This window comes from Loktanella fryxellensis, from assembly GCF_900110065.1.
GTDB lineage: Bacteria > Pseudomonadota > Alphaproteobacteria > Rhodobacterales > Rhodobacteraceae > Loktanella > Loktanella fryxellensis.
In genome coordinates, this window is sequence record NZ_FOCI01000018.1 from 40,062 (window position 1) to 66,403 (window position 26,342).

General features: G+C 66.3%; 24 protein-coding genes. 18 read left to right on the forward strand and 6 right to left on the reverse strand.

The annotated features are described in order from the left end of the window. Position 1: 1 nt before the first annotated feature. The 7 genes from nagA (at position 2) to BMX16_RS12990 (ending at position 7,780) form a co-directional block, all read left to right on the forward strand. A complete protein-coding gene (nagA, locus tag BMX16_RS12960) occupies positions 2 to 1,141 on the forward strand; it encodes an N-acetylglucosamine-6-phosphate deacetylase (protein WP_089904328.1) in 1,140 nt (379 codons plus the stop codon). Further along, a complete protein-coding gene (locus tag BMX16_RS12965; RefSeq protein ID WP_089904331.1) occupies positions 1,138 to 2,055 on the forward strand; it encodes an ROK family protein in 918 nt (305 codons plus the stop codon). The genes nagA and BMX16_RS12965 overlap by 4 nt, the downstream gene beginning before the upstream one ends. 174 nt (positions 2,056 to 2,229) lie before the next feature. After that, on the forward strand, positions 2,230 to 3,393 hold the full coding sequence (locus tag BMX16_RS12970; protein WP_089904334.1) for a Gfo/Idh/MocA family protein: 1,164 nt from the start codon (positions 2,230 to 2,232) through the stop codon (positions 3,391 to 3,393). Next, positions 3,390 to 4,277 (forward strand): carbohydrate ABC transporter permease, encoded by an 888-nt coding sequence (locus BMX16_RS12975; RefSeq protein ID WP_089904336.1) that lies wholly within the window; start codon positions 3,390 to 3,392, stop codon positions 4,275 to 4,277. Before BMX16_RS12970 ends, BMX16_RS12975 begins: the two co-directional genes overlap by 4 nt. A gap of 8 nt (positions 4,278 to 4,285) precedes the next feature. After that, complete coding sequence (locus tag BMX16_RS12980) at positions 4,286 to 5,224, forward strand: carbohydrate ABC transporter permease (protein WP_245731543.1); 939 nt, start codon at positions 4,286 to 4,288, stop codon at positions 5,222 to 5,224. 29 nt (positions 5,225 to 5,253) lie between these two features. Then, entirely contained in the window at positions 5,254 to 6,471 is a 1,218-nt protein-coding gene (locus tag BMX16_RS12985) for an extracellular solute-binding protein (RefSeq protein WP_218139885.1), read from the forward strand. A gap of 121 nt (positions 6,472 to 6,592) precedes the next feature. Beyond that, positions 6,593 to 7,780: an ABC transporter ATP-binding protein gene (locus tag BMX16_RS12990; RefSeq protein WP_089904339.1), complete on the forward strand. Its 1,188-nt coding sequence runs from the start codon at positions 6,593 to 6,595 to the stop codon at positions 7,778 to 7,780. Between the two features lie 39 nt (positions 7,781 to 7,819). On the opposite strand, the gene BMX16_RS12995 is transcribed toward BMX16_RS12990, so the two are convergent. The 6 genes from BMX16_RS12995 to BMX16_RS13015 all read right to left on the reverse strand — a co-directional run bounded on the left by BMX16_RS12995 (position 7,820) and on the right by BMX16_RS13015 (position 12,675). Continuing rightward, positions 7,820 to 8,986 (reverse strand): nucleotide sugar dehydrogenase, encoded by a 1,167-nt coding sequence (locus BMX16_RS12995; protein ID WP_089904342.1) that lies wholly within the window; start codon positions 8,984 to 8,986, stop codon positions 7,820 to 7,822. After that, complete coding sequence (locus tag BMX16_RS18210) at positions 8,983 to 9,105, reverse strand: hypothetical protein (RefSeq protein ID WP_281242598.1); 123 nt, start codon at positions 9,103 to 9,105, stop codon at positions 8,983 to 8,985. Before BMX16_RS18210 ends, BMX16_RS12995 begins: the two co-directional genes overlap by 4 nt. A 355-nt stretch (positions 9,106 to 9,460) precedes the next feature. Continuing rightward, a complete protein-coding gene (htpX, locus tag BMX16_RS13000) occupies positions 9,461 to 10,423 on the reverse strand; it encodes a zinc metalloprotease HtpX (RefSeq protein ID WP_089904345.1) in 963 nt (320 codons plus the stop codon). A 66-nt stretch (positions 10,424 to 10,489) separates the two neighbouring features. Further along, on the reverse strand, positions 10,490 to 11,242 hold the full coding sequence (locus tag BMX16_RS13005; protein ID WP_089904348.1) for an amino acid ABC transporter ATP-binding protein: 753 nt from the start codon (positions 11,240 to 11,242) through the stop codon (positions 10,490 to 10,492). Next, positions 11,239 to 11,913, reverse strand: coding sequence for an amino acid ABC transporter permease (locus BMX16_RS13010; protein ID WP_089904352.1), 675 nt, complete (start codon positions 11,911 to 11,913; stop codon positions 11,239 to 11,241). Before BMX16_RS13010 ends, BMX16_RS13005 begins: the two co-directional genes overlap by 4 nt. 6 nt (positions 11,914 to 11,919) lie before the next feature. Then, positions 11,920 to 12,675 carry an amino acid ABC transporter substrate-binding protein gene (locus tag BMX16_RS13015; protein ID WP_089904355.1) on the reverse strand — a complete coding sequence of 252 codons (756 nt, stop codon included), beginning with the start codon at positions 12,673 to 12,675 and terminating at the stop codon, positions 11,920 to 11,922. Between the two features lie 321 nt (positions 12,676 to 12,996). Between BMX16_RS13015 and BMX16_RS13020 the strand changes: the two genes are divergently transcribed. The 11 genes from BMX16_RS13020 to BMX16_RS13070 all read left to right on the forward strand — a co-directional run. Then, on the forward strand, positions 12,997 to 14,283 hold the full coding sequence (locus BMX16_RS13020; protein WP_089904358.1) for a response regulator: 1,287 nt from the start codon (positions 12,997 to 12,999) through the stop codon (positions 14,281 to 14,283). A gap of 455 nt (positions 14,284 to 14,738) precedes the next feature. Beyond that, complete coding sequence (locus tag BMX16_RS13025) at positions 14,739 to 16,790, forward strand: hypothetical protein (protein ID WP_089904360.1); 2,052 nt, start codon at positions 14,739 to 14,741, stop codon at positions 16,788 to 16,790. Positions 16,791 to 17,048: 258 nt separating this feature from the next. Further along, positions 17,049 to 17,306, forward strand: a complete 258-nt coding sequence (locus BMX16_RS13030) for a spike base protein, RCAP_Rcc01079 family (RefSeq protein WP_089904363.1) — start codon at positions 17,049 to 17,051, stop codon at positions 17,304 to 17,306. Next, positions 17,306 to 19,042: a sialate O-acetylesterase gene (locus BMX16_RS13035; protein WP_089904366.1), complete on the forward strand. Its 1,737-nt coding sequence runs from the start codon at positions 17,306 to 17,308 to the stop codon at positions 19,040 to 19,042. The genes BMX16_RS13030 and BMX16_RS13035 overlap by 1 nt, the downstream gene beginning before the upstream one ends. 79 nt (positions 19,043 to 19,121) lie before the next feature. Beyond that, positions 19,122 to 19,847 carry a metallophosphoesterase gene (locus BMX16_RS13040; RefSeq protein ID WP_177174662.1) on the forward strand — a complete coding sequence of 242 codons (726 nt, stop codon included), beginning with the start codon at positions 19,122 to 19,124 and terminating at the stop codon, positions 19,845 to 19,847. 270 nt (positions 19,848 to 20,117) lie between these two features. Beyond that, a complete protein-coding gene (locus BMX16_RS13045) occupies positions 20,118 to 21,545 on the forward strand; it encodes a mannose-1-phosphate guanylyltransferase/mannose-6-phosphate isomerase (RefSeq protein ID WP_089904369.1) in 1,428 nt (475 codons plus the stop codon). Positions 21,546 to 21,587: 42 nt separating this feature from the next. Next, positions 21,588 to 22,739: a glycosyltransferase gene (locus BMX16_RS13050; RefSeq protein WP_089904399.1), complete on the forward strand. Its 1,152-nt coding sequence runs from the start codon at positions 21,588 to 21,590 to the stop codon at positions 22,737 to 22,739. Continuing rightward, entirely contained in the window at positions 22,736 to 23,839 is a 1,104-nt protein-coding gene (locus BMX16_RS13055) for a polysaccharide pyruvyl transferase family protein (RefSeq protein WP_089904372.1), read from the forward strand. Before BMX16_RS13050 ends, BMX16_RS13055 begins: the two co-directional genes overlap by 4 nt. Beyond that, a complete protein-coding gene (locus BMX16_RS13060; RefSeq protein WP_089904375.1) occupies positions 23,836 to 24,741 on the forward strand; it encodes a glycosyltransferase family 2 protein in 906 nt (301 codons plus the stop codon). The genes BMX16_RS13055 and BMX16_RS13060 overlap by 4 nt, the downstream gene beginning before the upstream one ends. Positions 24,742 to 24,767: 26 nt before the next feature. After that, positions 24,768 to 25,667, forward strand: coding sequence for a glycosyltransferase family 2 protein (locus BMX16_RS13065; protein ID WP_089904377.1), 900 nt, complete (start codon positions 24,768 to 24,770; stop codon positions 25,665 to 25,667). A gap of 58 nt (positions 25,668 to 25,725) precedes the next feature. Then, a partial coding sequence (locus tag BMX16_RS13070) for a glycosyltransferase family protein (RefSeq protein WP_143058030.1) occupies positions 25,726 to 26,342 on the forward strand: 617 nt, incomplete at its 3' end.

Below are 26,342 nucleotides of genomic sequence, written 5' to 3' on the forward strand. Positions count from 1 at the left end.
CATGGCCCCCGTCACAGCCCTTCACGCGCCGCGCATCTTCGATGGTCACCGCTGGCACGATGGCGCGGCGCTGTTGGTGCAAGACGGTCGCGTGGCGGGCATCGTGCCGTGGGCGGCGGCACCTGCGGGTCAGGTGCTGGACCTGCCGCTGGTGCCCGGTCTGGTCGATCTGCAGGTGAACGGCGGCGGCGGGGTGCTGTTCAACGACGCCACGGATGTGGACGGGATCAAATCCATCTGTGCCGCCCATGCCCGGTTCGGGACCACCGCCACGCTGGTCACGCTGATCACCGACACCCCAGACGTGACGGCCCGCGCCATCGCGGCAGGCCGGCATGTGCAAGAGGGGGGGGCCGGCGACGTGCCCGGCTTTCTCGGCCTGCACCTCGAGGGGCCGCATCTGGCGGTGGCACGCAAGGGCACCCACGACCCGGCGCTGATCCGGGCGATGGAGGACGCGGACCTCGCGGCCCTGACCACCACCGGCCTCGCCCATCTGGTGTGCACGGTGGCGCCGGAATCGGTGACGCCGGACCAGATCGCAGCCTTGGCCCAGGCCGGTGTCACCGTCAGTCTGGGGCATACGGATGCGGACCATGCCACAGCACTCGCCTGCGTGGAGGCTGGTGCCCGGATGGTGACGCATCTCTTCAATGCGATGTCGCCGCTCGGTCACCGCGCGCCCGGTCTGGTGGGGGCGGCGCTGGACGACGGGCGACTGTGGGCCGGGATCATCGCCGACGGGTTCCACGTCGATGCGGCGAGCCTGCGCATCGCCTTGCGGGCCAAGGCGGGGCCTGCGGGCCTCTTCGCCGTGTCGGACGCCATGTCCACCGTGGGCACTGGCCTGCATGAGCTTCACCTGAACGGGCGGCGCATCCTGCGGCAGGGGGGGCGCCTGACGCTGGCCTGTGGCACGCTGGCGGGCGCGGACATCGCGCTGATCGACGCGGTGCGCTGGCTGCATGTGACGCTGGGCCTCGATCTGGGCGACGCATTGGCGCTGGCGACCACGGCCCCCGCCGCCGCCATGGGCCTGTCCGACCGGGGCCACCTGAACCCCGGCGCACGGGCGGACTTCTTTGCGCTCGGGCCGGGGATCACCGCGGATGCGGTCTGGATCGGCGGTGTGCGGCAATGATCCTGTGTTTTGATATCGGCGGCACCGCGATCAAGGTGGCGGAGGCGACCGGCCCCGACGCCATCGTGGTGAGGGGCCGCGTGCCCACGCCGGCCCATGATTTCGACGCCTTCGTGGCCGTGCTGCGGGGTGCCATCGCGGGCGCCAGCACGCGCCCTGCCGTGCTGGCGTTCTCCATCGCGGGGGCCGTCGACGGGATCACGGGCCGCGCGCTGATCGCCAACATTCCCTGCCTGTCGGGCCGTCTGCTGCGCGCGGAGCTGGAAGCGGCCCTGCATCTGCCCGTGGTGCTGGCCAACGACGCCGACTGCTTTGCGCTGGCCGAGGCCGCGATCGGCGCGGGGCGCGGGCACGACGTGGTGCTGGGCCTGATTCTCGGCACCGGGGTCGGTGGCGGGGTGGTGGTGCGCGGGCAGCTCATCAACGGCGCGGGTTTCGCGGGAGAGATCGGGCATGGCCCCGTGGCGCAGCGCATCCTCGACGATCCACCCGTGACGCTGCCCGCGTTTGCCTGCGGCTGCGGGCAGACCGGATGCCTCGATGCGGTGTGTTCCGCCCGCGGGATGGAGCGGTTGCACATGCATCTGCACGGCGACGCCCGCGACAGCCGCGCCATCGTGGGCGGCTGGCTGGCGCATGATCCCGCGGCCGCCCGGACCATCGCCGTCTGGCTGGCGCTGCTGGCCGGACCGCTCGCCATGGTGCAGAACGTGCTGGGCGCGGGGGTGATCGCGGTGGGCGGCGGGCTGTCCAATGCGACCCCGCTGGTGAGCGCGCTCGACGTCGCCGTGCGTGCCCGCATCCTGCAGCGATTCGATGCCCCCCTCGTGGTGCCGGCCCGGTGCGCGGTGGAACCGGGGCTGATCGGTGCGGCGATCCTGGGTCTGGCACGGCTGCCGGTGCACGCCGGGTAGGCCCCGCCCGGAACGCCTTGAAAACATCCGGGCCGGACCCGCTGATTTATCGGTCAAACCTGAAAATGAATTACATGATTGTTGTGTTTATGTGAATTTATAACGAAATTCCTTGACGTAACGCCCCACCCTCGCCCACCATCAGAAAATGAATTTCGTATCCGGGGGCTGGGCATGAAGGTCGCGATCATTGGTCTGGGGTATCGTCTGGGCTATCTGGGCCATGTCTTCGACCAGATGGACCCGGATTTCCGGATCACCGGCTATTACGATCCCGCCCCTGCGGGTCTGGCCACGCTGACCGAACACGGCATCGACCCCGGCACCGTCTGGGACAGCCCCGAGGCGCTGGTAAAGGCGGGTGGCTACGACCTGCTGATGATCGGATCGCCCAATCACCTGCACCTCGACCACATCCGTCTGGGGCTCGAGGCTGGCAACAAGATCTTCTCGGAAAAGCCCATCGTCTCCTCCATCGCGCAGACCTATCAGCTTGCGAAACTCATCGCGGAACATGGCCCAGACCGGCTGCTGGTCGGCCTCGTGCTGCGCTATGCGCCGCTTTACCGCGACCTGATCGCGGCGCGTGACGACGGCCTTCTGGGCAAGATCGTCAGCGTCGAGGCGGCAGAACACATCTATCCCTACCACGGCGCGTTCTTCATGCGCGACTGGCGCAGATATGAAAAATGGTCCGGCAGCTTCATGCTGGAAAAGTGCTGCCACGACCTCGACCTGTATAACGGTCTGATCGGCGCGCGGCCCGAACGGGTGGCGAGCTTTGGTGGGCGCAAGACCTTCGTCCCCGAAAACGACCCGCGCCACGACGGCGTGAACGACCTGAGCCTGTTCCACCGCAAGCCCACGGGCTGGAACGGATCCGACCGCGTGTTCGACGGCGACGGCGACATCATCGACTATCAGGTGGCGATCGTCGAATACGCGAACGGCGTCGGCCTGAACTTTCACACCAACCTGAACGCGCCCGACCAGTTCCGCCGCTTTGCCGTGTTCGGCACACGCGGGCAGGCCGAGGGCGATTTCATCCGCGCCCAGTTCAAGGTGACGGATGTGCTGAGCGAGGCTGTGAGCATCGACAAGACCTATCAGGCCACCGCCCTGTCGCAGCACTACGGCGCGGACGAGACGATGGCCGCCGAGGTGGTGGCCCATGTGATGCACGCAGGCCCATTGCCCGTGTCGCCGCTGGATGCGCTGGAGGCGGGGATTTTGGCGCTGTCGATGGACGATGCGCGCCGCAGCCGTCAGGTGGTCGATCTGCGGCCCATCTGGGACCGCTACGACGCGGCGCTGACGAAACGCGGTGCCGTCGCATGACCCAGTCGCGCGCCGCATGGGTTTTTGCCTGGGCGCTGCTGGCCCCGGCGATCCTCTATGTCATGGTGATCGTGGCCTGGCCGCTCGTGGAAACCTTCCGGCTGTCGGTCACCAATGCGTCGCTGCGGCCGACCGCCGATTACGTCGGCTGGGACAACTACGCCAAGATCTTCGACCGCGACTTCCTCGAGATCATCCTGCGCACCTTCACATGGACCTTCTGTTCGGTCGCGCTGAAGATGGTGATCGGGACCTGCGGGGCGGTGCTGCTGAACTGCGCCGTGCCCGGTCGCAACCTGTTCCGCATCCTGACCATGCCGCCGTGGATCGTGCCGATGGCGATCGGCATCTTCATGTGGGGCTGGATGTACAACGGACAGTTCGGCATGATCTCGGGCCTGCTGCAGCGCTTCGGACTGGTCGACGGGCCGGTGGCGTTCCTCGCCTACGGCAACAGCGCCTATTGGGCGACGATCATCACCGACGTGTGGATCGGCGTGCCGATGGTGACGATCTATTTCCTTGCCGCCATCCAGGCGATCCCGCGCGATCTGTACGAGGCCGCATGGACCGACGGCGCCAGCCGCTGGTACCGGTTCCGCCGCATCACCCTGCCGCTGATGGCGCCCGCGATCATCACCATGTCGATGCTGTCGCTGATCGCCACCTTCAACAGCTTCGACATCATCTGGATCCTGACGCAGGGCGGGCCGTCCGGGTCCACCACCACGATGATCATCGACACTTACCAGACCGCCATCGGGTCCAAGAAATACGGCGAAGGCGCCGCCCGCGCCGTGGTCATCTGCATCTTCCTGTCGCTGTTCTGCATCGCCTATTTCCGCATGACCCGCCGTCTGGGGACTGCGGCGGACAAGGCATAGGAGGCCCCATGTCGGACCCCGCGATCACAGGCACATACGTGCCCGCCAAACCGGCCAAGACCAAGACACAGGTCGCCCCGCGCGCCCGCCGCGCCAGCACCCGCGCCATGATCGACCGCTACAGCGTGACCGAATACGTCATGATCTACGCGGGGATAGCACTCTTCCTGTTCTTCATGCTGGCGCCCTTCGTTGAGGGTTTCCTCGTCAGCCTGAAGCCGCTGTCGCAGCTCTTCTCCACGCCCTACAGCTTCTGGCCAGAGGGCGGGTCGTTCGAGGCCTATCGCACCATGTGGGTGCGCATCCCCTATTTCGGGCTCTACATCTTCAACTCGCTGCTGATCGCCACCGTGTCCACGGTGATCGTGCTGATCCTCGTGGTGCCTGCCGCCTATGCCTTTGCCCGATTCAGGTTCCGCGGCATGGCGCTGGTGCTGGGGGCGTTCCTGGCGGTGTCGATGTTTTCCGGGGCGGTGCTGCTCATTCCGCTGTTCCGGCTGATGCGCACGTTGGGTCTGCTCAACACCTACTGGGCGATGATCATCCCCGGTGCGGCGTTCCTGATCCCGTCGGCGATCTGGCTCTTGCGCACCTACATGATGCGCATCCCGCCGGAGCTGAACGAGGCCGCCTACATGGACGGGGCGTCGCAGTTCTACACCTTCCGCCGGGTGATCCTGCCCATCGCGCGGCCGGGCATCGTCGTGGTCGCGATCATGACCTTCATCGGGGCCTATGCGCAGCAGTTCATCTTTGCGCTGACCTTCAATTCCAAGACCGAATACATGCCGCTGCCGGTGGGGCTCTTCGCCTTCTTCGGCAAGCAGGAAGTCATCTGGAACGAGCTGATGGCCGCCAGCTTCGTGGGGATCGCCCCCGCGCTGGTCATCATCTTTGTCCTGCAACGCCATCTCGTCGGCGGTCTGACCGCCGGTGCGGTGAAATAAAAACACACCATCAACAAGGAGACGCGCCCATGACCACCCTTGCGACGAAAAGCCTGATCGGCCTGATGCTGGCCGGCACGACGGCCCTGCCCGCCATGGCCCAGGACATCAGCTGGATCTATTGCGGTGACAAGATTGACCCGGTGCACGAACGCTACATCGGCGAGTGGGAGGCCGCAAACGAAGGCTGGACCGTGACGCCCGAGGTCGTGGGCTGGGCCCAGTGCCAGGACAAGGCCACCACGCTGGCCGCCGCCGGCAGCCCCGTGGGCATGGCCTATGTCGGCTCGCGCACGCTGAAGGAATTCGCGCTGAACGAATTGATCGTGCCGGTGCCGATGACGGAAGAGGAGGCCGCCAGCTACTATCCCAACATCGTCGACACGGTGACCTTCGAAGGCACCCAGTGGGGCGTGCCGATCGCGTTCTCAACCAAGGCGTTCTACTGGAACAAGGACCTGTTCGAGGAAGCCGGCCTCGATCCCGAAGTGCCGCCCGCGACATGGGCCGAGACCATCGATTTCGCGAAGCTGATCACCGAGAACACCGATGCGGCCGGTTACGGCCTGCCCGCCAAGACGTTCGACAACACGATGCACCAGTTCCTGCACTGGGTGTACACCAACAACGGCCAGATCATCGACGCGGACGGCACCATCACCATGGACAGCCCCCAGGTGCTGGAGGCGCTGCAGGCCTACAAGGACATCACGCCCTATTCCGTCGAAGGCGCCACCGCCTACGAGCAGAACGAGATCCGGGCGATCTTCCTCGACGGCGGCGTGGGCATGATCCAGACCTCGGTCGGTGCCGCCTTCCTGCTGGAAGAGACGGACATCAACTGGGGCGTGGCCGACCTGCCGCTGGGACCGCAGGCGCAGGGCCCCGGCACGCTCCTGATCACCGACAGCCTCGCGATCTTCGCGGGCACCGGGGTCGAGGAGAAGGCTGCGGAGTTCGCCAAATACATCACCTCCTCCGAAGTGCAGGAAGCCTACGAGGGCGCCGGTGCCGCCAGCCTGACGCCGCTGCGCCCCGGACCCGCCGTGGACATGATGCTGGAAGGCGCGCCCTACTGGCAGCCCTTCGTGGACGGGATCGCGTTCGGCGGACCCGAGCCGCTGTTCACCGACTACAAGGGCTTCCAGAACGCGATGATCGAGATGGTGCAGTCCGTCGTCACGGGTGCGGCCGAGCCGCAGGAGGCGCTGACGACGGCGGCCGCCGAGATCGAGGACTACAAGTAACCTTCCTCCCCGCCCGGACCCTTCGCATGCGCAGGGGTCCGGGTGACCTCCCCCCGGCCTGCGGGTCAATCCTGCCAGCCGGGGGGCCTTTTCATCCAGATCAGAAGAAAGGTCCGCCGCCTTGGGCCAGTTGTCGCTTCAGACCGTCACCAAATCCTTCGGCACCATCGACGTGGTCAAGGGCGTCAGCCTCGACGTGGTCGAGGGCGAGTTCATGGTCTTCGTCGGCCCCTCGGGCTGCGGGAAATCCACGCTCCTGCGCATGATCGCGGGGCTGGAACACACCACCGCGGGCGACATCGTGATCGACGGGGTGCGGGTGAACGACATGGCCCCGGTGGACCGGGGCATCGCCATGGTGTTCCAGTCCTATGCCCTCTATCCCCACATGACCGTGTTCGAGAACATCGCCTTTCCCCTGCGGGTCGAGGGGCTGGCCGAGGCGCAGGTGCGCGACAAGGTCGGTGCCGCCGCCCGCATCCTGCACCTCGAGGACCGCCTGCAGCAGAAGCCCGGCAACCTGTCCGGCGGCCAGCGCCAGCGCGTGGCCATCGGGCGCGCCATCGTGCGCGCGCCGGAAATATTCCTCTTCGACGAGCCGCTGTCGAACCTCGACGCCGCCCTGCGCGCCGACATGCGCATCGAGCTGACGCGTCTGCACAAGCAGCTGGGTGCGACGATGATCTACGTCACCCACGACCAGATCGAGGCGATGACCATGGCCGACCGCATCGTGGTGCTGCACGATGGCTACATCGCGCAGGTGGGTGCTCCGCTGGAACTCTATCACACTCCCCAGACCCTGTTCGTCGCGGGGTTCATCGGCAATCCGCGCATGAACGTGCTGCCGGTCACCTGCGTGGGCGTGGACGCAACGGGCGTGACCGTCGATCTGGAGGGGCAGCACCTGCATGTCCCCGTGACCGTGCCCGCCGCCGCCCGCGCGGGTCTGCCCGGCCAGCGCCTGAGCTTGGGCATCCGGCCGGAACACATCGCACTGGCGCAGGGTGCAGCGGCGGATGGCACGGCGCATCTGCGCGTGACGCCTTCGGTGATCGAGCATCTGGGCCAGCAGACCATCGGTTACGCCACCGACGACACCGCGGTGGCGGGCGACGGCGGCGAGGCGGTCAGCTTCTGCTTCGTGCTGCCCGGCACGCAGAGCATCCGCCCCGATCTGCCCGTCGCGCTGGCCTTCGCCACGGACGACTGCCACCTGTTCGACGCGCAGGGCCGCGCCTTTGCCCGCCGCATCGACATGGCCGGGCTGACGCTGCCGCCGATGGCCGACCCTGCGACAGGCGGCTGAAGACCCGCCCGATGGGTTGGCGGTGCGCGCCCTGCGGCGTCAGTCGCCGCCGAACAGATCGCGGGTGAACACCCGATCGGCCACGTCGGCCAGATCGGCGGTCAGGCGGTTGGCCACGATCACGTCGCACTGGGCCTTGAACGCGCCCAGGTCGCGCACCACGCTCGATCCAAAGAAGCTGTCGTCGGCCAGTTCCGGTTCAAAGACCACGACGGTGATGCCCTTGGCCTTGATCCGCTTCATGATCCCCTGCACCGAGGACTGGCGGAAGTTGTCGGACCCCGCCTTCATCACCAGGCGGTGGATGCCGACGACGCGCGGGTTCAGCGCGACGATGCGGTCCGCCAGGAAATCCTTGCGGGTGCGGTTCGCGTCCACGATCGCCTGCATCATGTTCTGCGGCACGGCGGCGTAGTTCGCCAAGAGCTGCTTGGTGTCCTTGGGCAAACAATAGCCGCCATAGCCGAAGGACGGGTTGTTGTAATGCGCCCCGATCCGCGGATCGAGGCCGACGCCGTCGATGATCTGCCGCGTGTCCATGCCGCCGGCCATGGCATAGCTGTCGAGTTCGTTGAAATAGGCGACCCGCATGGCGAGGTAGGTGTTGGAAAAGAGCTTGATCGCCTCGGCCTCGTCCGGGCCGGTAAAGAGGATCGGGGCGTCCTTGCGGACAGCGCCCTGCACCAGCAGGTCGGCAAAGCGGCGGGCGGCGGGCGTGGTGCAGCCGACGATGATCCGGCTGGGATGCAGGTTGTCGTGCAGCGCGTGGCCCTCGCGCAGGAATTCTGGCGAGAAGAGGATGCGGTCGGTCTGCAGTGCGGCGCGCATCCGCTGGACGTAGCCCACGGGGATCGTGGATTTCACCACTACTGTGACGGTCGGGTTCGCCGCCAGCACCTGACGGATAACCGTATCGACGGAGCCAGTATCGAAGAAGTTCTCCTTCGGGTCGTAATCGGTGGGGGTGGCCACGATGGCGTAATCCGCACCCGCCACGGCGGCGGCCAGATCGGTGGTGGCGCTCAGGTCGAGGGGCCGCGTCGCGAGATACTCGGACAGCTCAGCATCCTCGATCGGACTGACCTTCGCGTTCACCGCATCGACGCGGGCAGGGTCCAGATCGACGGCCACGACCGCGTTGTGCTGCGCCAGAAGCACGGCGTTCGACATGCCGACATAGCCGAGGCCTACGACCGCGATCTTCATGCGGACACCGCCTGCGTCGGCGCGTTGCGCATCGCGCGGCCCGTCGGTCCGCCGACGGATGCCCGGTCACCCGCCCCTGCGACCGCAACGGCGTTCATGCTGCGCTGGTATCGTGCCATGACGTGTCTCCTGTCGTCCGCCTGCGTCGGGCCTTCTGTGCCTCGACTGGACCGGATTTGCAAAGCCCGTGATCGGCGGCGTCCCGCCGTCTTCGGGCCCGGGCGGGCATCCGCCGGCCCACCTGCGCAAGGCCGCACCGCCCCATGCGGTCAGGGTCCGCTGATCCCGGGTCGAACGGCGTCGGATAGCCCTGTCGCAGCCGACGCGCCGTGATCGCGCAGGCGCCGTCGGGGCGCGGGGACCGCCTGCCGGTGGACACAAGCCGGTGGACAGATGCTGCCGGGGCTCGTCGGCATGGCCGAACGGTCGCCGTGACGCGGCTGTTATGCGCCCCGGCGCCTCAGCGCCTCAGCGCTAGGGGCCGCGGCCGTCCTTGCGGCGGACGGTGGGCACGCGGCTGGAGCCTGTGGGCGTCGGGCCTGGGGGCGTGCCCATGCCCATGCCCATGCCCCTGCCGGGTATGGTGACGGGAGCCGCCGGATGCTGACGGCCCGCCATGGCGCGCAGGGCCGCCACGCGGTTGGCGGTGCTGGGGTGGGTCGAGAACAGCTTGTCGTGGGCATGCGCATGCAATGGGTTGATGATGAACATGTGCGCCGTGGCGGGATGACGCTCGGCCGCGTGGTTGTCGATCCGCGCGGCCCCCGCCTGGATCCGCTCGAGCGCACCTGCCAGCCACATCGGGTTGCCGCAGATCTCGGCGCCCACGCGGTCGGCCTCGTATTCCCGCGACCGGCTGATCGCCATCTGCACCAGGGCTGCGGCCAGGGGCGCCAGGATCATCATCGCCAGCGTGCCGACCAGTCCCAGCCGTTCGCGCGATCCGCCGAAGAACATCGCGAAGTTCGCCAGCATGGAGATCGCACCGGCGAACGTCGCGGTGACGGTCATGATCGCCGTGTCGTGGTTGCGGATATGCGCCAGCTCGTGCGCCACCACGGCGGCGACCTGATCGCGGTCCAGCGTGCGCAGCAGGCCCGCCGTGACCGCCACGGCGGCGTTGTCGGGATTGCGCCCGGTGGCAAAGGCATTGGGCTGCGCTGTGTCGATCAGATAGACGGCGGGCACCGGCATGTCGGCCCTGCGGGCCAGATCAGCCACCATCGCGTGCAAACCGGCCCGGTCGCCGGGGCTGACCGGCTGGGCGCCATGCATCCGCAGCACCATCTTGTCGGAATTCCACCAGGTGAAGGCGTTCATCGCCACGGCCACGGCAAAGGCCACCGCGATGCCGCCCGTGCCGGCGATCAGATACCCCACGCCCAGAAACAGCGCCGTCATCGCCGCCATTAGCATGGCCGTCTTCGCGTATCCCATCTCGTCCCTCCGCGCATCTGCCCCCCGTCATATGGTGGCATGTCGTCCCATTTCAAAGACCGGCGGTCACACCACCCGGCGCAGGAAATCGCGCGTGCGCGGGTCCTGAGGGTTGCCCAACAGGTCGGCTGGCGGGCCCTGTTCGACGATGCGGCCACCGTCCATGAACACGATGCGGTCGGCGATCTCGCGGGCGAACTGCATCTCGTGCGTCACGATCAGCATGGTCTGGCCGCGTCCCGCCACGCGGCGCATCAGGTCCAAGACCTCGCCCACCCATTCGGGGTCCAGCGCCGATGTGGGTTCGTCGAACAGCATCAGGTCCGCGTCCAGCGCCATGGCGCGCCCGATGCCGACCCGCTGCTGCTGGCCCCCCGACAGGGCACTGGGATAGGCGTCGCCTCGGTCCGCCAGGCCGATCTCGCTCAGGATCGCATCGGCGCGGGCGCGGGCCTGCGCCTTTGGCTGGCCCTTCACGGTGATCAGCCCTTCGGTGATGTTGTCGCGCGCGGTGCGGTTGGCAAACAGCGCGTAGTTCTGGAACACGAAGGACGTGCGCCGCCGCAGGGCGAGGATCTGGGCGGTGGTCGCTGTCCCCACATCGACGTTCAGATCGCCCACGCGCACGGTGCCCGCATCGGGGCGGTCGAGGAAGTTCAGGCAGCGCAGCAGCGTCGATTTGCCGGTGCCCGACGGGCCGATCACCACGACCCGCTCGCCGGGCGCGATGGTCAGGTCGATGTCGCGCAGCACCGGCGTGCCACCGAACCCCTTGGACAGGCCGGTGACGGAAATGCCCGCCTTGGTCGCACCGCTCATCGCACCACCGCCTTGTTCAGCCAGACCTCGAGGTGGCGCTGACCGAAGGCCAGCACCTCGACCATCACCCAGTAGATCGCGGCGACCACGAGGAACGCCTCGAAATAGAGGAAGCTGCCGGCCGCTTCCTTTTGCGCCGATCCCATCAGTTCCGTGACGCCGAGGGTGAAGGCCAGCGAGGTGCCCTTGATCATGTCGATGAAGTAGTTGACCAGCGTGGGTGCGGCGACGCGCGCCGCCTGCGGCAGCACGATGCGGGTCATGACCTGGGTGCGCGTCATGCCGATGGATTGCGCCGCTTCCCACTGGCTGCGGTCCACGCCGAGGATCGCGGCGCGGATGCTTTCGGCCATGTAGGCGGCGAAATGCAGGGTCAGGCCCATGATCGTGGCTGTGACGCCGTCGATGCCGCCCATGAACGTCAGCACCTGCGGCAGGCCGTAGTAGAAGAGGAACAGCTGCACCAGCAGCGGCGTGCCCCGAAAGAAGCTGATGAAGAGCCGCACGACCCAGTCGAGCACGGGGACGCGCACCACCCGTTCCACCGCCAGGAACATCGCCAGCACCAGTGCGCAGACCATGGCCACGGCGGCCATGAACAGGGTCAGCGGCACATAGGCCAGCAGGACCGGCAGCAGCGCCCACATGTAACCCAGGTCGAGCGGCTGCATCGCGCGTCAGTCCGCGACGACGGTGATGTCGGTGTCGAACCACTTGTCCGAGATCTCGGCCAGCGTGCCATCGTTGCGCAATTCCGTCAGCGCCGCATCGACCTTGTCGCGCAGGGCAAGGCCGGCCTCGTCGTTGCGGAACGGCAGGGCGTTGCGGATCTCGCTGAAGGGTGCCCCCGCCAGCGCCAGCGGCAGCGGGCTCTCGGCGATCAGCTGCACCGAGGACACCCGGTCCATGACGAAGGCATCGACGCGGCCAAGGGCGGTGTCCTGCGCGATGTTGCTCTCATACGTCCGCACGTCGATTTCGGCGGCGTTGGGCAGGTCGGCCAGCAGTTCCTCGAAGTTCGATCCGAGGTTCACGGCGACGGTCTTGCCGGACAGATCCGCGGGGCCGGTGATCGTGGACTCGTTGCCGGCCTTCACCACAACCTGCGCGCCGTCGAAGACGTAGGGCTGCGAGAAGGCGAACTGCGCTTCGCGTTCGGGCGTGATGGTGATCTGGTTGGCGATGGTGTCGATGCGGTTCGCCCCCAGCGCACCGATCAGGCCGGAAAACGACATGGTGACGAATTCCACCTCGTCGCCGGTCCGCTCCGCGACCGCGTTCATCACATCGACCTCGAACCCCTGCAGCTCGTCCAGCTGCACGAAGGTGAAGGGGAAATAGCCCCCCGACATGCCGACCCGCAGCGTCTCGGCCTGGGCCGCCGCCGTGGCTACGATCAGGGACAGGGCGGTGGCAAGCGTGGTGCGGGTCATGGGATGGTCCGATCTGGGCAGGTTGGGTGGAAAAGGCCGTTCGTTCCCATCAGGTAACGCGGTCGTGCGGGGCTGCAATGGGGTGCGGGACAGTCAGGAACCGATGTGCGGGGCAGGGGTCGCCTGCCGGACAGGCGTTCCGGGACGGACGCCATCGCCGGAACGGCGTCCGCCACGTGTCGGGGGACTGATCCGCCATCCGGGCCGGGACGCTTGCCAAAGACGCGTCCGCCGTCCGCCGCGGCACGGCTTCGCATTTCGACCACAGTTCGGCCATCTCTTCGACCTCTCGATCATTAAGATCGCTTGAATGGATCTGGCATGGCACGTGGGCGGCACGTCGGTGTCCTGATGGATCCCCTGCCGGAGTCGCTGCGCGAAAGGTCTATCAACGATGGATACGGATCGATGATCGTCGGATATCTTTTCCTCAGCGTCGCCGCCGGCTTCGTGGCGGGGGCCGCAGCCTTTGCGATGGGGGCCTCGTGGTGGTCGATCCTGGGGGTCTACACGCTCGTCGGCGTCACCGGCATGTTCGCGCTGTCGCTGCTTCACCTGTCGTGGCAGAGGATCGCCCGTCGCGCACCCCTGCAGGCGGGGGCAGGTGCCTTGCGCCGCCCGCCGCCCGTCGTGCGGCAGGCCGACGGCACGACCCGGCCCGTGATGACCGTCATGGCCGTCGACGACGAACGCTTCATCCTCGACCTCGTGCGGATCGTCGGTGCGGATGCCGGGCATCTGCGGATCGTCACCGCCACGTCCGGCGCTGCGGCACTGCGGATCCTGTCCGACCCGTCCCGGACCATCGATTACTTTCTGCTCGACGTCAGCATGCCGGACATGGACGGCATCGCGCTGTGTCGTGCGATCCGGCAGATCCCGTCCTGCCGTGACGTCCCCATCGTGATGCTGACCGCGCGACGGGACATGCAGCACATCTCTGCGGCGTTCCAGGCCGGTGCCAGCGACTATGCGACCAAGCCCTTCGACGTGGACGACCTGCGCCAGCGGTTGCAGATGGCCTATGACGTGTTCAGGACCGGTGTCGATCTGCAGGCGGCACAGGCGCAGGGTGCGGCCGTTGCACAGGACTATCGCAGCGGCCATGTGCCGGCCCTGATCGACCGGCTGTCCCTGTCGCACTACATCATGCGGCTGGCACCCGAGGATATGGCCGATGTCCGCGTCTTCGCCATCCGGATCGACGGGATCGCGACGCTGCAGGCCCGTCATGCCCCCACGCGGATCGCAGCCCTGCTGGAAGATATCGCAGGCGCGGTGTCCCGCAATCTGGCCACGCTGTCCCCATCCGGGCGGACGGTAATGGCCTATACCGGCGACAGCGACCTGATCGTGGTGACCGACGCGCCGGTGGGGTCCGGACGGATCGAGGGGATCGCGGACGCCGTCCGGTTCGCAGCGCCGATGGATCCGTCCGGTGATGCGATCGGCCTCCGGGTCTTCATTGGATCTGCCGTCGCCCTGCGTGGAGAAAGGTCTGAGCGCGCCCGCATGGCAATCGCACGGGCTATCACCCTGGTCGATGCAGCAGCGCTGCAAAATGACGAAAATACGACTACCCATCTGCCCCGGGTATCGGGAACGTAACGTAGCGGGCCACCCGAAGCGCCGCGCCCGGTGTGTCCGCAACTCACCGGATCCTGCGATCCTATGATGGCGGGTGCCGACGAGGATACCGCCGGGCGCGCCAGACCCGGTAATTTCGTCCATCCCGATCGACGGTATCCACCTGCCTTTTGGCTAGGTTCCCCAAGAGCCTTAATTGGCGCACCTATGACCGAAAGGAAAACCTGATCCAGTCCTGCCGGGGCGCCAGTGTGTCGTCCTGTGGGTTTGCCGGATGCATGGCTATATGCTCAAGTCTGAGAAAATCAGGTGTTCCTGTAACATGTGATGTGTGAAAGGGTGGAAAATATGTAATCATGCACTTCAAGATCTGCGTTGGCGCACACCTTATTATCGCGGTCCACGAGGCAGTATTACCTACGTCCAAGCGTATAGCGTCGCTTTTATTGGTCGACCCAAACCGCGGATAATGAAACATGACGAATATTGTCGTTCCCGATAAGACTGTCCTCATCACGACCGATGTCTTCGACACGCTCTTGTTGCGCAGCATCCGGTCGGAAACATCGCGGATCGACATCGCAGAACGGATGTTTTCCCGGTCCCTGCGGGACCACGGTCATGACGTGTCCAGTGACCTGCTGATCCGGGCGCGCCGCTCTGCACAGAAGCTGGCGTTTCTGGCCATGGGACGCAGTACCATCCCGCAGGAGGTGCGACTGGCCGACATCGTTGCGCGGCAGTTGGCTATTCTAGGTTTGCCTGCCGGCTTTGCCGATATGCGATTGCGCATGGAGGTCGAGGTCGAGATGCAGTCCCTGTCGGCCAATCGCACCTTGGCAGATCGTCTGCGCCAAGAGCGGCAGAAGGGGCGCCGCATCGTTGCCGTCAGCGACACGACCCTGTCCACGGAACAGGTCGCCACCTTGATCCGTCACTTCCACGGTGATCTGGTCGATGCAGTCTATGCGAGCGCGGATCATGGCTGCACGAAGCATCGCGGTGAGTTTTTCGATGTCGTGGCCGCCGCCGAGGGAGTGGCGGCAGGCGACATGTTCCACATCGGCGACGATCCAAGGGCCGATGTCGCAGTTCCGGCGACCCTTGGCATCGCCACGTGTCACGTGCCCCGGCCCCGGGCCCTGGCCTATGTCCGCAAACTGAATGCAGCCGCGGTCATGCTGCGCCGCAAGGCGGCGCGCAACCGTCCTGCCGTGCGGACAGGGCCGTCCGTGTCCGTACCGATGGAGATTGCGGACAGTGCCCACGCCTTTGGCCGCGCGGTGTTCGGGCCCATCATGGCCGAGATGTCGCTGCTGATCTGGCTTTATGGAGTCGAAGCCCAACGCTCCGGACAAGCGCCGTTGCTGTTTTGCATGCGCGGCGGCATGGGCATGCGTCTGGCCTTTGACCGGACCGTTGCCAGACTGGCACTGCCGCAGGATGTCACGACCCGTCTGCTCTATGTCTCGCGGCTGATCGCGGCCCGAAGTGCCATCCTGCAGGAGAGTCCATCCGCACTTGCGGAAATTGGCTACGAGTTTCGCGATCAGCCGATGAGCATGGTTGCGCGCGCACTCGGCGGACGGTCCTACACTCTGCCAGACGCATGGTCGCAGCCTTTCGACGGCCCCACATTCCTCGACCTGCTGAACTCTCCCACAGGTGACGACATCCTGGACGACATCATGCAGCAGGACGCACTCTTTGCGCGCCATCTGGACGATGTCTGCGCCGGTGCGCATCGCGTTATCCTGTGCGATACTGGACTGTACGGAAGCACGCTGCGGCTTCTGTCGGACGGGTTTCCGGACAAGCGCTTCGAAGGTCTGCAGATTGCACGGGTCAACTACAAGCGCCAGAGCACGTCTCACTTTCCAAGGCTGACGGGCCTCTTCGTCGAAGGGCATGGCTACAATCCGTTCGATGCCCCCACGGTCGTCCTGCGGTTCTGGCATCTGATCGAATCCGTCTTCGAGCCCGACCTCCCGTCGGTCCGGCACTTTTCCAAAAGCACCGACGGGCTTGTCTCGACGAACAGCAAGCACCCCGATGGCAATGCGGAGGATATGTTCGGCGCCTTGATGCGCGGCGCCCTGTCCTACATCGACGACCTGCCAGCCGTGGCGGGCGGCGCCCAGGCCATGGCCGATGCGGGGCCCGCCTGGGTCCGCTTGCGCAAGGCCATTCTACGTCCCGATGCAAACGATCTGCGGATCCTGTCCGTGGGATCCCGATCCATCGATTTCGGCAGGGATGACAAGGTCGATCTCAACTCTGCGACCACCGGTCTGTCGAAGCTGGAGATCCTCACGACCCTGAAGGGCGCATTCTGGCGTGAGGGTGTCATATCCCGCCACTTTCCGATCCTGAAGCATGTCATTCTGCCCGTGCTGGAGATGACGCAAACGGCGAAATCGCTATTCGCCGTACGCAGGGGCAGTGGTGGGTCAGCGGACGCAGTACCAAGGACCGCCTCGCAGGAACCGGCCCCCCCCTTCCATACGGCCAAGGAACCCTTGGTCTGACCATGTCACCGGCAGACCCGGTTGGGCTGCGTCGGGATAGGTCTTGACGACCGACATGCCACCGTCCTGCGGAACCTATCCGACATAGGGGTGTTGCGTGGCCTGCGGACCAGGCGTGCGTCGGTCATGCACGTTGGTAAGCATTTCCGCGGCAGGGTCGCGGCAGGGTCCGCCCGCCCGAGGCCATACCATGACCGCGTCAGCGCGGACGGTGCCGGTCCGGCGCGGGGGGCCAGCCCCAGCACAGGATGCCCCGTCATGTCACATGCCTTTTCCACCCATGCCCGCGGCCTGTCCAGCCCGGCGGGCCAGCACTTTGCGATCCAGCCCAGCGACGGCGCCGACCTGCCCCGGCGCCCGCGGGTGATCTATTGCCAGACGGCCGGCACCGCGGTGCTGCGCTGCGAGGCGGGCGTCACGCTGAGCTATGCGCTGGTGCAGGGGCAGATCCTGCCGCTGTCCCCCGTGCGGGTGCTGGCGGCCGGCACCACGGCCACGCTGTTCGGCTGGCTGTGATGCTGGGTCTGGGTCCGGTGGACGTGGTGCTGCGCCAGATGCGGGGACCCGTCGGTCCGCCCGGGCTGCAGCATCTGGTGATCCTGGCCTACGGCCAGTCGAACGAGGCGGGCAGCACGCTGACCAGCGGCAGTTTCATCGACCCTGTGCTGGATCAGGACGCCAGCGGGCGCATCCGCGTCTGGAACCCGACGGCGGCCCGCGACGATGCCGCCGTGCAGCCCCTTGTCTGGCCGGGCACCGGTCAGAACTGTCCTGCGCGGTCGTTCCGTCTGGCGCAGGCCCTGCTGAGCGTCGTGACTGGAAAGATCGTCATCGTGCCGGTGGCCGTCGGCGGTGCGAAGATGACCGGCGGTCCTCTGGGCCTCGGCGGGTCCAGCTATGCGGTGGCCAAGGCGCGGCTGACCGCCTGTCTGGCCGCATTCCCCGGGGCCGAGGTCGTCATGTCCTGGACGCAAGGCGAGCAGGACGCGAACGAAAACGTGACGCAGGCGCAGTACACGGCCGCCTTCACCGCCATGCTGGCCGATCTGCGCAGCGTGCCGGGGGCTGCACGGATGGGCGTGTTCATCCACCAGATGCAGCCGATCCGGTTCATCGCCAACAGCCTCTATGCCGCCGACCGGCCCACGCGCGTGGCGATCGACGCGGCGCACAAGGCGATCCCGCTGTCCACGGCGCGGACGGTCTTCGTGGGGGCGGATGTGGCTGACACCTTTGCGGGTTACGGCGATCCGACCCACTTCGACGCCGCAGGCCACCGGGACGCAGGCAACCGGGCAGCCGTCCTGATGCCCCTGATCCAGACATGGCAGACGACCTTGCCTGCCGTACCCGCAGCCCCCGTCATCGTGACGGGCCGGACCATCCGCATCGCGGTGCCGCAGCCACAGCCGCCCGCCTGGGTGGTCGCGTACCGTGAGGCTGGCAGCAGCGGGGCGTGGACCGAACAGCCGGCATGTCCGCCGGTCTGGACCGACGCGGGCGGTACGTTCGACGTGGCGATCCCAGGCGGCGGCGCGGTGGACGTGCGGCTGCACGCGCGGTCCTTTGCGGGGACCAGTGCACCGTCGGCGGTCGTCCGGGTCGCGGCGATCGCGGCCCCGCCGGCAGCCGCATGGTGGCATCCGCTGGCGCTGATCCATCTGGACTATCCGGGCGACAGGGCCTTCGTCGCGGGCACCGCCTATGCCAGCATGGCGGCGGCCCGCGCCGCGGGCGCCGTGGTGCAGACCGGTGGCCTCGACCGGGTGCCGATCGCTGTGCCCGCCGCGTCGTGGGCGCTGGTGGGGACCGGCGTGACGGGCGGCGGCCTGCCCACGGTCAACCAGCCGCGCTATCTGGCGGCGGTGGACGACGGGGCCGACGGCGCACCCGTGGACCATCTGGCCTGGCTGGCCGAGGCGCTCTGGGGCACGACCGAGGCCGCGTTCAACGTGGGCGTCTATACGGACGGCGTCAGCCAGCTGTCCAACATCCCCTCGGCCGACACCAGCAAACCCGCGGGCCGGTCGCAGCCGGTGCGCATGGGGCTGCGGGCCAAGGCCAACGCCTGCATCGTGGCGATGGACGGTGTGACGCTGGGCACCGACGTGGCCTGCGCGGTGCCGGCCATCACACAGCTGGTCGTGGGCAACCGCGACAACGGCGGCCGCCCGTGGCAGGGGCAGGTGCATCAGGTCCTGTTCGTCAACGCCGAGATCGATGCGGCCACCCTGAACGCCGCCCTGTCGTGAACTAGGTCCGCGGCGGGGCCCGCGGCGGGGCTGCGATGCGGGCTTGACCTTGCTGCACGGCAGAGAGGACAAGTCCGCCATGAAATCCCTCGTCCGCCGCCTGCTGGGTCGCCCCGGCCCCCCGCCGCCGGTCCCCTATGTGCCACCCGCCCCGGACGGCATCCTCAGCGTCGTCGGCGACGTGCATGGCTGTGCGGCGCAGATGCACCGGCTGCTGGCGCATCTGCCCGGGCAGATCGTGCTGGTGGGCGACATCGTCGACCGGGGCGAGAACGTCCGCAGAGCGCTGGAGCTGGCGCTGGACCGGCCCGAGGTGATCTGCCTGCGCGGCAACCACGAAGAGATGCTGCTGAATTTCCTCGACGATCCACTGGAAAAGGGGCCTGCCTGGCTGCGTCATGGCGGGTTGCAGACCCTGGCCAGCTACGGCGTGAAGGGCGATCTGGTGCGGGAGGCCCTGCCGCATCTGCGCGACGCGCTGATGACGGCCATGGGCGATGCGACCATCGCCTGGCTGCGCAACAGGCCCTTGCTGCACGTGTCCGGCACGGTCGGCGTGACCCATGCGGGGGCCGATCCCGCCCGCCCGTTGGCGGTGCAGGACCGCGCGCTGGTCTGGGGACACCCGGATTGCGCCCGGGTGCCGCGGCAGGACGGCATGTGGATCGTGCAGGGGCATGTCATCGTGCCGGTCCCCGACATCCGCCAATCCGTCATCTTCGTCGATACCGGGGCCTATGCGGGCGGGCGGCTCAGTGCCGTCATTCTGGGGGACGGGGATCTGCGTTTCGTTTATGCGCCCTGACGCGTCATGCGGCTGCAAGGCTGGAAAAAGATCGTTTCCTGTGCAGAGATCGCATCCGTCAGCCCAACTGCCAGCTGCATGATTGACACGGAACGGTGTAGCCCGGCATGCGTTCTCGGTGTCGGATGGCCCATTCCGGGCCAAGGTCTGCGATGGCTGCGAATGGCCGAACGTCGTTAACTGCCATTGCGCCGGGATGAGGGCCCGACGCATACACACGTCACATTGCAAGGCGATATTGCGTCGGACATGTTCAAGGAAGGACAATCCATGATTACCCCGGTTCTGTTGTGCGGTGGCGCTGGCACGCGGTTGTGGCCGATTTCGCGCAAGAGCTTTCCCAAGCAGTTCGTGCCCCTGACCGGGGAACAGAGCCTGTTCGCCGCCTCGGCCGCGAGACTGACCGGCCCGGATTACGCGGCACCGGTGGTGGTCACGGGATCGGACTTCCGCTTCATCGTCACCGAACAGTTGCTGGCGGCGGGGATCGATCCGGGCACCGTCCTGATCGAGCCCAGTGCCCGCAACACCGCCCCCGCCGTGCTGGCCGCCGCCCTGATGCTGGCGCAGACCGACCCGGACGCGCTGATGCTGGTGGCCCCGTCGGATCACGCGATCAGCGATCCGGCGGTGTTCCGCGCCACCGTGGCCCGCGCCGTACCCGCGGCAAAGGCCGGGCGCATCGTGACCTTCGGGATCAGCCCGACCCATGCGGAAACCGGCTATGGCTGGCTGGAACTGTCTGCCACGGCCGGTGCGGACGCGGTACCGCTGAGCCGCTTTGTCGAAAAGCCAGACGCCGCCGCCGCCGCGCGGATGCTGGAGGCCGGTCATTTCCTGTGGAACGCCGGCATCTTCCTGTTCACGGCCGCCACCTTCGTCGCCGCGGCCCGGACCCATGCGCCAGACCTGATGGCCCCGGTCGAGGCGGCATTGCGTCAAGCGCAGCCGGATCTGGGGTTCCTGCGCCTCGATCCCGCGGCCTGGGACGCCGTGCCGTCGATCTCGGTCGATTATGCGGTGATGGAACGCGCCGACAATCTGTCGGTGGTGGCCTATGACGCGGGCTGGAACGATCTGGGCGGCTGGGACGCGGTCGCGCGAGAGATGGGCACGGACGCGGACGGCGTCGCCGTCGCGGGGGCCGTGACGGCGATCGACTGCCACGACACCCTGCTGCGGTCCGACAGCGACGGCGTCGAACTGGTGGGGATCGGCCTGCGCGACATCATCGTGGTGGCGATGGACGATGCGGTGCTGGTCGCAGACCGGGGTCGCGCGCAGGACGTCAAGATCGCGGTGGAACGCCTGAAGGCCAAGGGTGCGCTGCAGGCCGAGGCCTTTGCCCGCGACCACCGCCCCTGGGGCCATTTCGAGACGCTGGCGCTGGACAGCCGGTTCCAGGTGAAGCGGATCGTGGTGAAACCGGGTGCCGCCCTGTCGCTGCAGAGCCACCACCACCGGTCGGAACACTGGATCGTGGTGTCCGGCACCGCCCGCGTCACGGTCGATCAGGAGGTGAAGCTGCTGACCGAGAACCAGTCCGTCTACATCCCGCTGGGCGCCGTGCACCGGATGGAGAACCCCGGCAAGGTGCCGATGGTCCTGATCGAGGTCCAGACCGGCGCCTATCTGGGCGAGGACGACATCATCCGCTACGAGGACGTCTATGCCCGCGGGCAGGGGGCCAAGGGGTGAGGGGGGCCAAGGGGTGACGGTGAACGCTTGGTCGGTCTGCCGATGACCACCGCCCCCCGCGTCGCCCTCATCCACTACTGGCTCGTCGGCATGCGCGGCGGAGAGAAGGTGCTGGAGGCGCTGTGCCGGATGTATCCGCAGGCGGACATCTTCACCCATGTCCACGACTCGGCGGCGATGAGCGATACGATCCGGGCGCACCGGGTGACGCAGACCTCGGTCGGGCGGCTGCCATTCGCGAAGCGGATGTATCAGTCCTACCTGCCCTTCATGCCCGGCGCCCTCGAGGCGCTGGACCTGACCGGCTACGACCTCGTCATCTCGTCCGAGGCGGGGCCGGCCAAGGGGGTCATCGTCCCCCCTGATGCGTTCCATCTGTGCTACGTCCATTCGCCGATGCGGTATCTGTGGGATCAGTACAACGTCTACCGCGACGGGGCCGGGATGCTGACGCGCGCCGCGATGCCGCTGCTGGCGCCGCGGTTGCGGATGTGGGACGTCACCTCGGCCGCGCGGGTGGACAGCTTTCTTGCCAATTCGACCCATGTGGCCAACCGGGTGAACAAGTACTGGCGGCGTGATGCGGCCGTGGTGCACCCGCCTGTCGATGTGGCGGCCTTTGCCCCGGTGCCGCGTGCGGAGCATGGCGACTTCTACCTCTGGGCAGGGGAGCTTGCCCCCTACAAGCGCCCCGACCTGGCCATCGCCGCGTTCCGCGAACTGGGCCTGCCGCTGGTGATGATCGGCGGCCCCGAAAAGACCCGCGCCCGCCTTGCGGCCACGGCCCCTGACAACGTCACCCTGCTGGGCAAGACCGACTTCGCCACGCTGAAATCCCACATGGCGCGCTGCCGGGCGCTGATCTTTCCCGGCGAGGAGGATTTCGGTCTGGTCCCGGTCGAGGTCATGGCCTCCGGCCGGCCGGTCATCGCTTATGGCCGCGGCGGTGCGCTGGACACGGTGATCGACGGCGAGACCGGATTGCTGTTCCGCGACCAGTCGGTCGACGGGCTGGTGACGGCGGTGCGCGATTTCGAGGCATCGGGTCTGGCCGATGCGGACCCCGCACGGCTGGTGGCCCACGCGGGACAGTTCGACGAGGCGGCGTTTCGGCGGGGCGTGCTGGGAGCTTTGGAAGCGACAAATTTAGGTATCAATCCAGTAATACACGAAAATGCAAATTTTATTTTATGAAACAACAAGATTCGAAGCGTATTGGCATTCTTACCCTGCCGTTCAACGGTAATTACGGCGGCATGATTCAATCTGTGGCACTATACAGATTTCTTGAACAACAGGGAATGGAGCCAATTATTTTGCGCAAGAAGCTGTGGCGGCCCAAGTGGCAACGCCCCATTCTGGCTTTTCTGCGAAAAATCCCCGGGCAAAACCTGTTCGGTGTGCGCGAGAGATATATGCGGCAAATGGCCCATGAACTGTTCTTGCGTCAGGTCATGCCATCGATGACACTTCCGATTTATGACACGTCAGGCATGTCCCGTATCGCATCACAATTGGATGCTGTGGTGGTGGGCAGTGATCAGGTGTGGCGGGGTTACCTGAAAAATCTAGATTTCCTGAATTATTTTCTGGATTTCGTGCCCGATGGTGTGAAGCGCATTTCCTATGCGGCCTCTTTCGGGCTTTCGGATTGGGCAATGCCGCATTTGACAGCGGACGCTTCAAAGCTTCTGGGTCGTTTTGATGCAATGTCCGTGCGCGAACACAGTGCTATTACCATCTGCCGCGAGACGCTTGAACGGGCAGATGCACACTGCACCCTCGACCCTACCCTATTGCTAGATGCTGCGGCTTACGAACGGATGATGCCCGTGGGTGACCGGTCAGAACACCGGACAGTCTTGATGTATGTTCTCGACAAAAATGGCGTCATGTCCGAAATCGAAATGCGCCTGCGGACAGACGACGGTGATTTGCATACACAGGTAATTGAGAATGGTGAGACAGGGAAAGCCTCGGCAATCTCATTGCCAGAATGGTTGCGTGCGTTCCGGGATGCCGAGCATGTCCTGACAGACTCCTTTCATGGCATGGTGTTTTCGATCATCTTCCGCAAGAATTTCTATGCTCTCGGCAACCGCGAACGTGGTTTGGACCGCTTCACCTCTCTTCTGGGGCAGTTGGGGCTCGAGGATCGGTTGGTTCTTGATGATGCCGTGCCGGACAATCTGAGCCATATCGATTATGCGCCGGTCGAAAAGCGGTTGGCCGTGCTGCAGCAGGACTCAAAAGATTTCCTGCTGAGAGCTCTTCAAGGATCAAATGAGATATGAGCGAGGGCGTAAATCCCCTTATCGGGAATAACATCGCCGTCGTCATCGCCTCACTCGGGCGACCGCAGAACGTGGCGGCGCTGCTGGATAGGCTGGCGCTGCAGACCCAGCCCCCGGCACAGGTCATCCTGTCGATGGAGAGTGCGGCCGACGCGCCGCCCGACGGCACCCATCCCTTTGCAGTCGAGACGATCTTCGGGCCGCGCGGATCGTGCGTCCAGCGCAACCGCGGTCTGGACCGGCTGGCGCCCGGGATCGACCTGGTCGTCTTCTACGATGACGATTTCGTGCCGTCGCGCTTTGCGTTGGCGGGTATGGCGCGGTTCTTCGCGGATCACCCGCAGGTCGCCGGCGCGCATGGTCTGGTGCTGCAGGATGGCATCAAGGGACCGGGCATCCCTGCGGCAGAGGCGGTGAGGATCGTGGATGCCGCCGATGCGGCAGGCGCACCGCCGCCGGGTCGCATCCTGCGGCGGACGCACGGCCTTTATGGCTGCAACATGGCCTACCGGACGGCGGCGATCCGCGACGTGCGCTTCGACGAGGACCTGCCGCTCTATGCCTGGTTCGAGGATCTGGATTTCGGCGCGCGCGTGCCCGGTGATCTGGTGCAGACGGATGCGTTCCAAGGCGTGCATTGCGGCGAGAAGCGGGGCCGGGAAAAGAGCGGCAGGCGGTTGGGGTACAGCCAGGTCGCAAACCCGGTCTACATGATGCGCAAGGGAACATTGTCCCGGGGCATCGTGGTCAGGTCGATCCTCAAGCTGTGCCTTGTCAATCACCTGCGTCAGATGCGCCCCGAGCCTTGGATCGACCGGCGCGGGCGTGCGGCGGGCAACCGTCTGGCCCTGTACGAGTTTCTGCGTGGACGGATCGATCCCAAGCGCATTCACGATCTTTAGGCTTTGTATTGTAAGGGAAACACCGGGTGAACCTTTCTCCGACCATTGCTGCCGTCGTTGCGACCAAAGGGCGTGCCGAAGATCTGAGGCGCCTGTTGCACAGCCTGCGCGACCAGACCCGCCCGGTGACCAGCATCCTGATCGTCGATCAGAACGCCGACGACCGTCTGGCGGGAATCCTTGCCGATTTCACGGATCTGCCGGTCGTTCATCATCGCACCCCCGATCTGGTGGGCCTGTGCCGCAACCGGAACTTCGGCTGGCAGGCCGCGCAGGCCGATATCGTGATCTTTCCCGACGACGATTGCTGGTATCCGGTAGACTTCATGGCCAAGGCGGTCGCATTGTTCGAAGCCACCGGCGCGGACCTCGTGTGCGGTCGGCCAACGGACACGACGGGCAGGACCATCAACGGAAAATTCGGCACGACCGCCTGCTGGGTCGATCGCAGAAGCGTGTGGTTTTCCCAGATCGAATGGGCGTTCCTCGCGAGACGCGACGTGATGGCCGCGACCGGCGGGTTCGATGAAAGTCTGGGTGTTGGTTCTGGAACGGATTTTGGAGCCTGCGAGATGCAGGATGTCTCTCTCAAGGCGCTCGCATTGGGCTATCGTGAGTATTACGACCCCGCACTCGTCGCCCATCACCCTGAAATCGTCATGCAGCATGGCGAAGGCGACTGGTACCGGCGGGTCCCGTCCTATGCACGCGGCATGGGATATGTGCTAGCCAAGCATGGCTACCCGTTTCGCACCGCATGTGTGTGGGCCGCACGTCCTGTCGTAGGGGCCCTGCTTCACGCATTGCGTCTGCGGTTCTGGCACGCAGGTCTGGGCCTGCAGTCCGCATTCGGCCGCCTGCAAGGCTATCTGATGATGCGACGCATCATGGCGTCCGGCGATCGCGGCACCCGGCGGACCCCATGAGCGCCGCTCGTCGTGACGCGCCCGCTGGACGGAAACGACAATGAAAAGGGCCGGACCGATGAAGATTGCACTGAACGGCAAGTTCATGACCAGCCCCCCCACCGCCGTGCACCGCGTGGGCTACGAACTGGGATGCGCCTTTTGCAGGGCCAGGCCGCGCGACACCGTGGGGTTCCTCGTCAGGGCCACCGATGACGGACCCGGTCTGCCACGGGACGTCCCGCACGAGGCGTTGCGAAATCTGCGCCCTCTGGTCTGGGAACAGATCATTCTGCCCCGCGCCTTGAAGGGCCGTATCCTGCTGAACCTTTGCAACACCACGCCGCTGCTGGCGCGCAATGCGTTCACGATGGTTCATGACGCACAGGTCTTCACGGCGCCCATCTCCTATACGTTCCTGCGGCGCCAGTGGCTCCGTCTTCACACTCGCCTCGCGGGTCGGTTGCAGCGCGGCCTGCTGACGGTGTCGGATTTCGCCAAAGGCGAACTGGTCGATCTCGGCATCGCACCCGCATCGCGCATCCACGTGATCCACAACGGGGTCGATCACATCCTGCGGGTGGACCCGGACGACACGGTGCTCGACCGTCTGGCCCTCGCGCCGCGCGGCTATGCGCTGGCGCTGGCCAATACCCAGCCGCACAAGAACATCGGCGTGCTGCTCCGCGCTTTTGC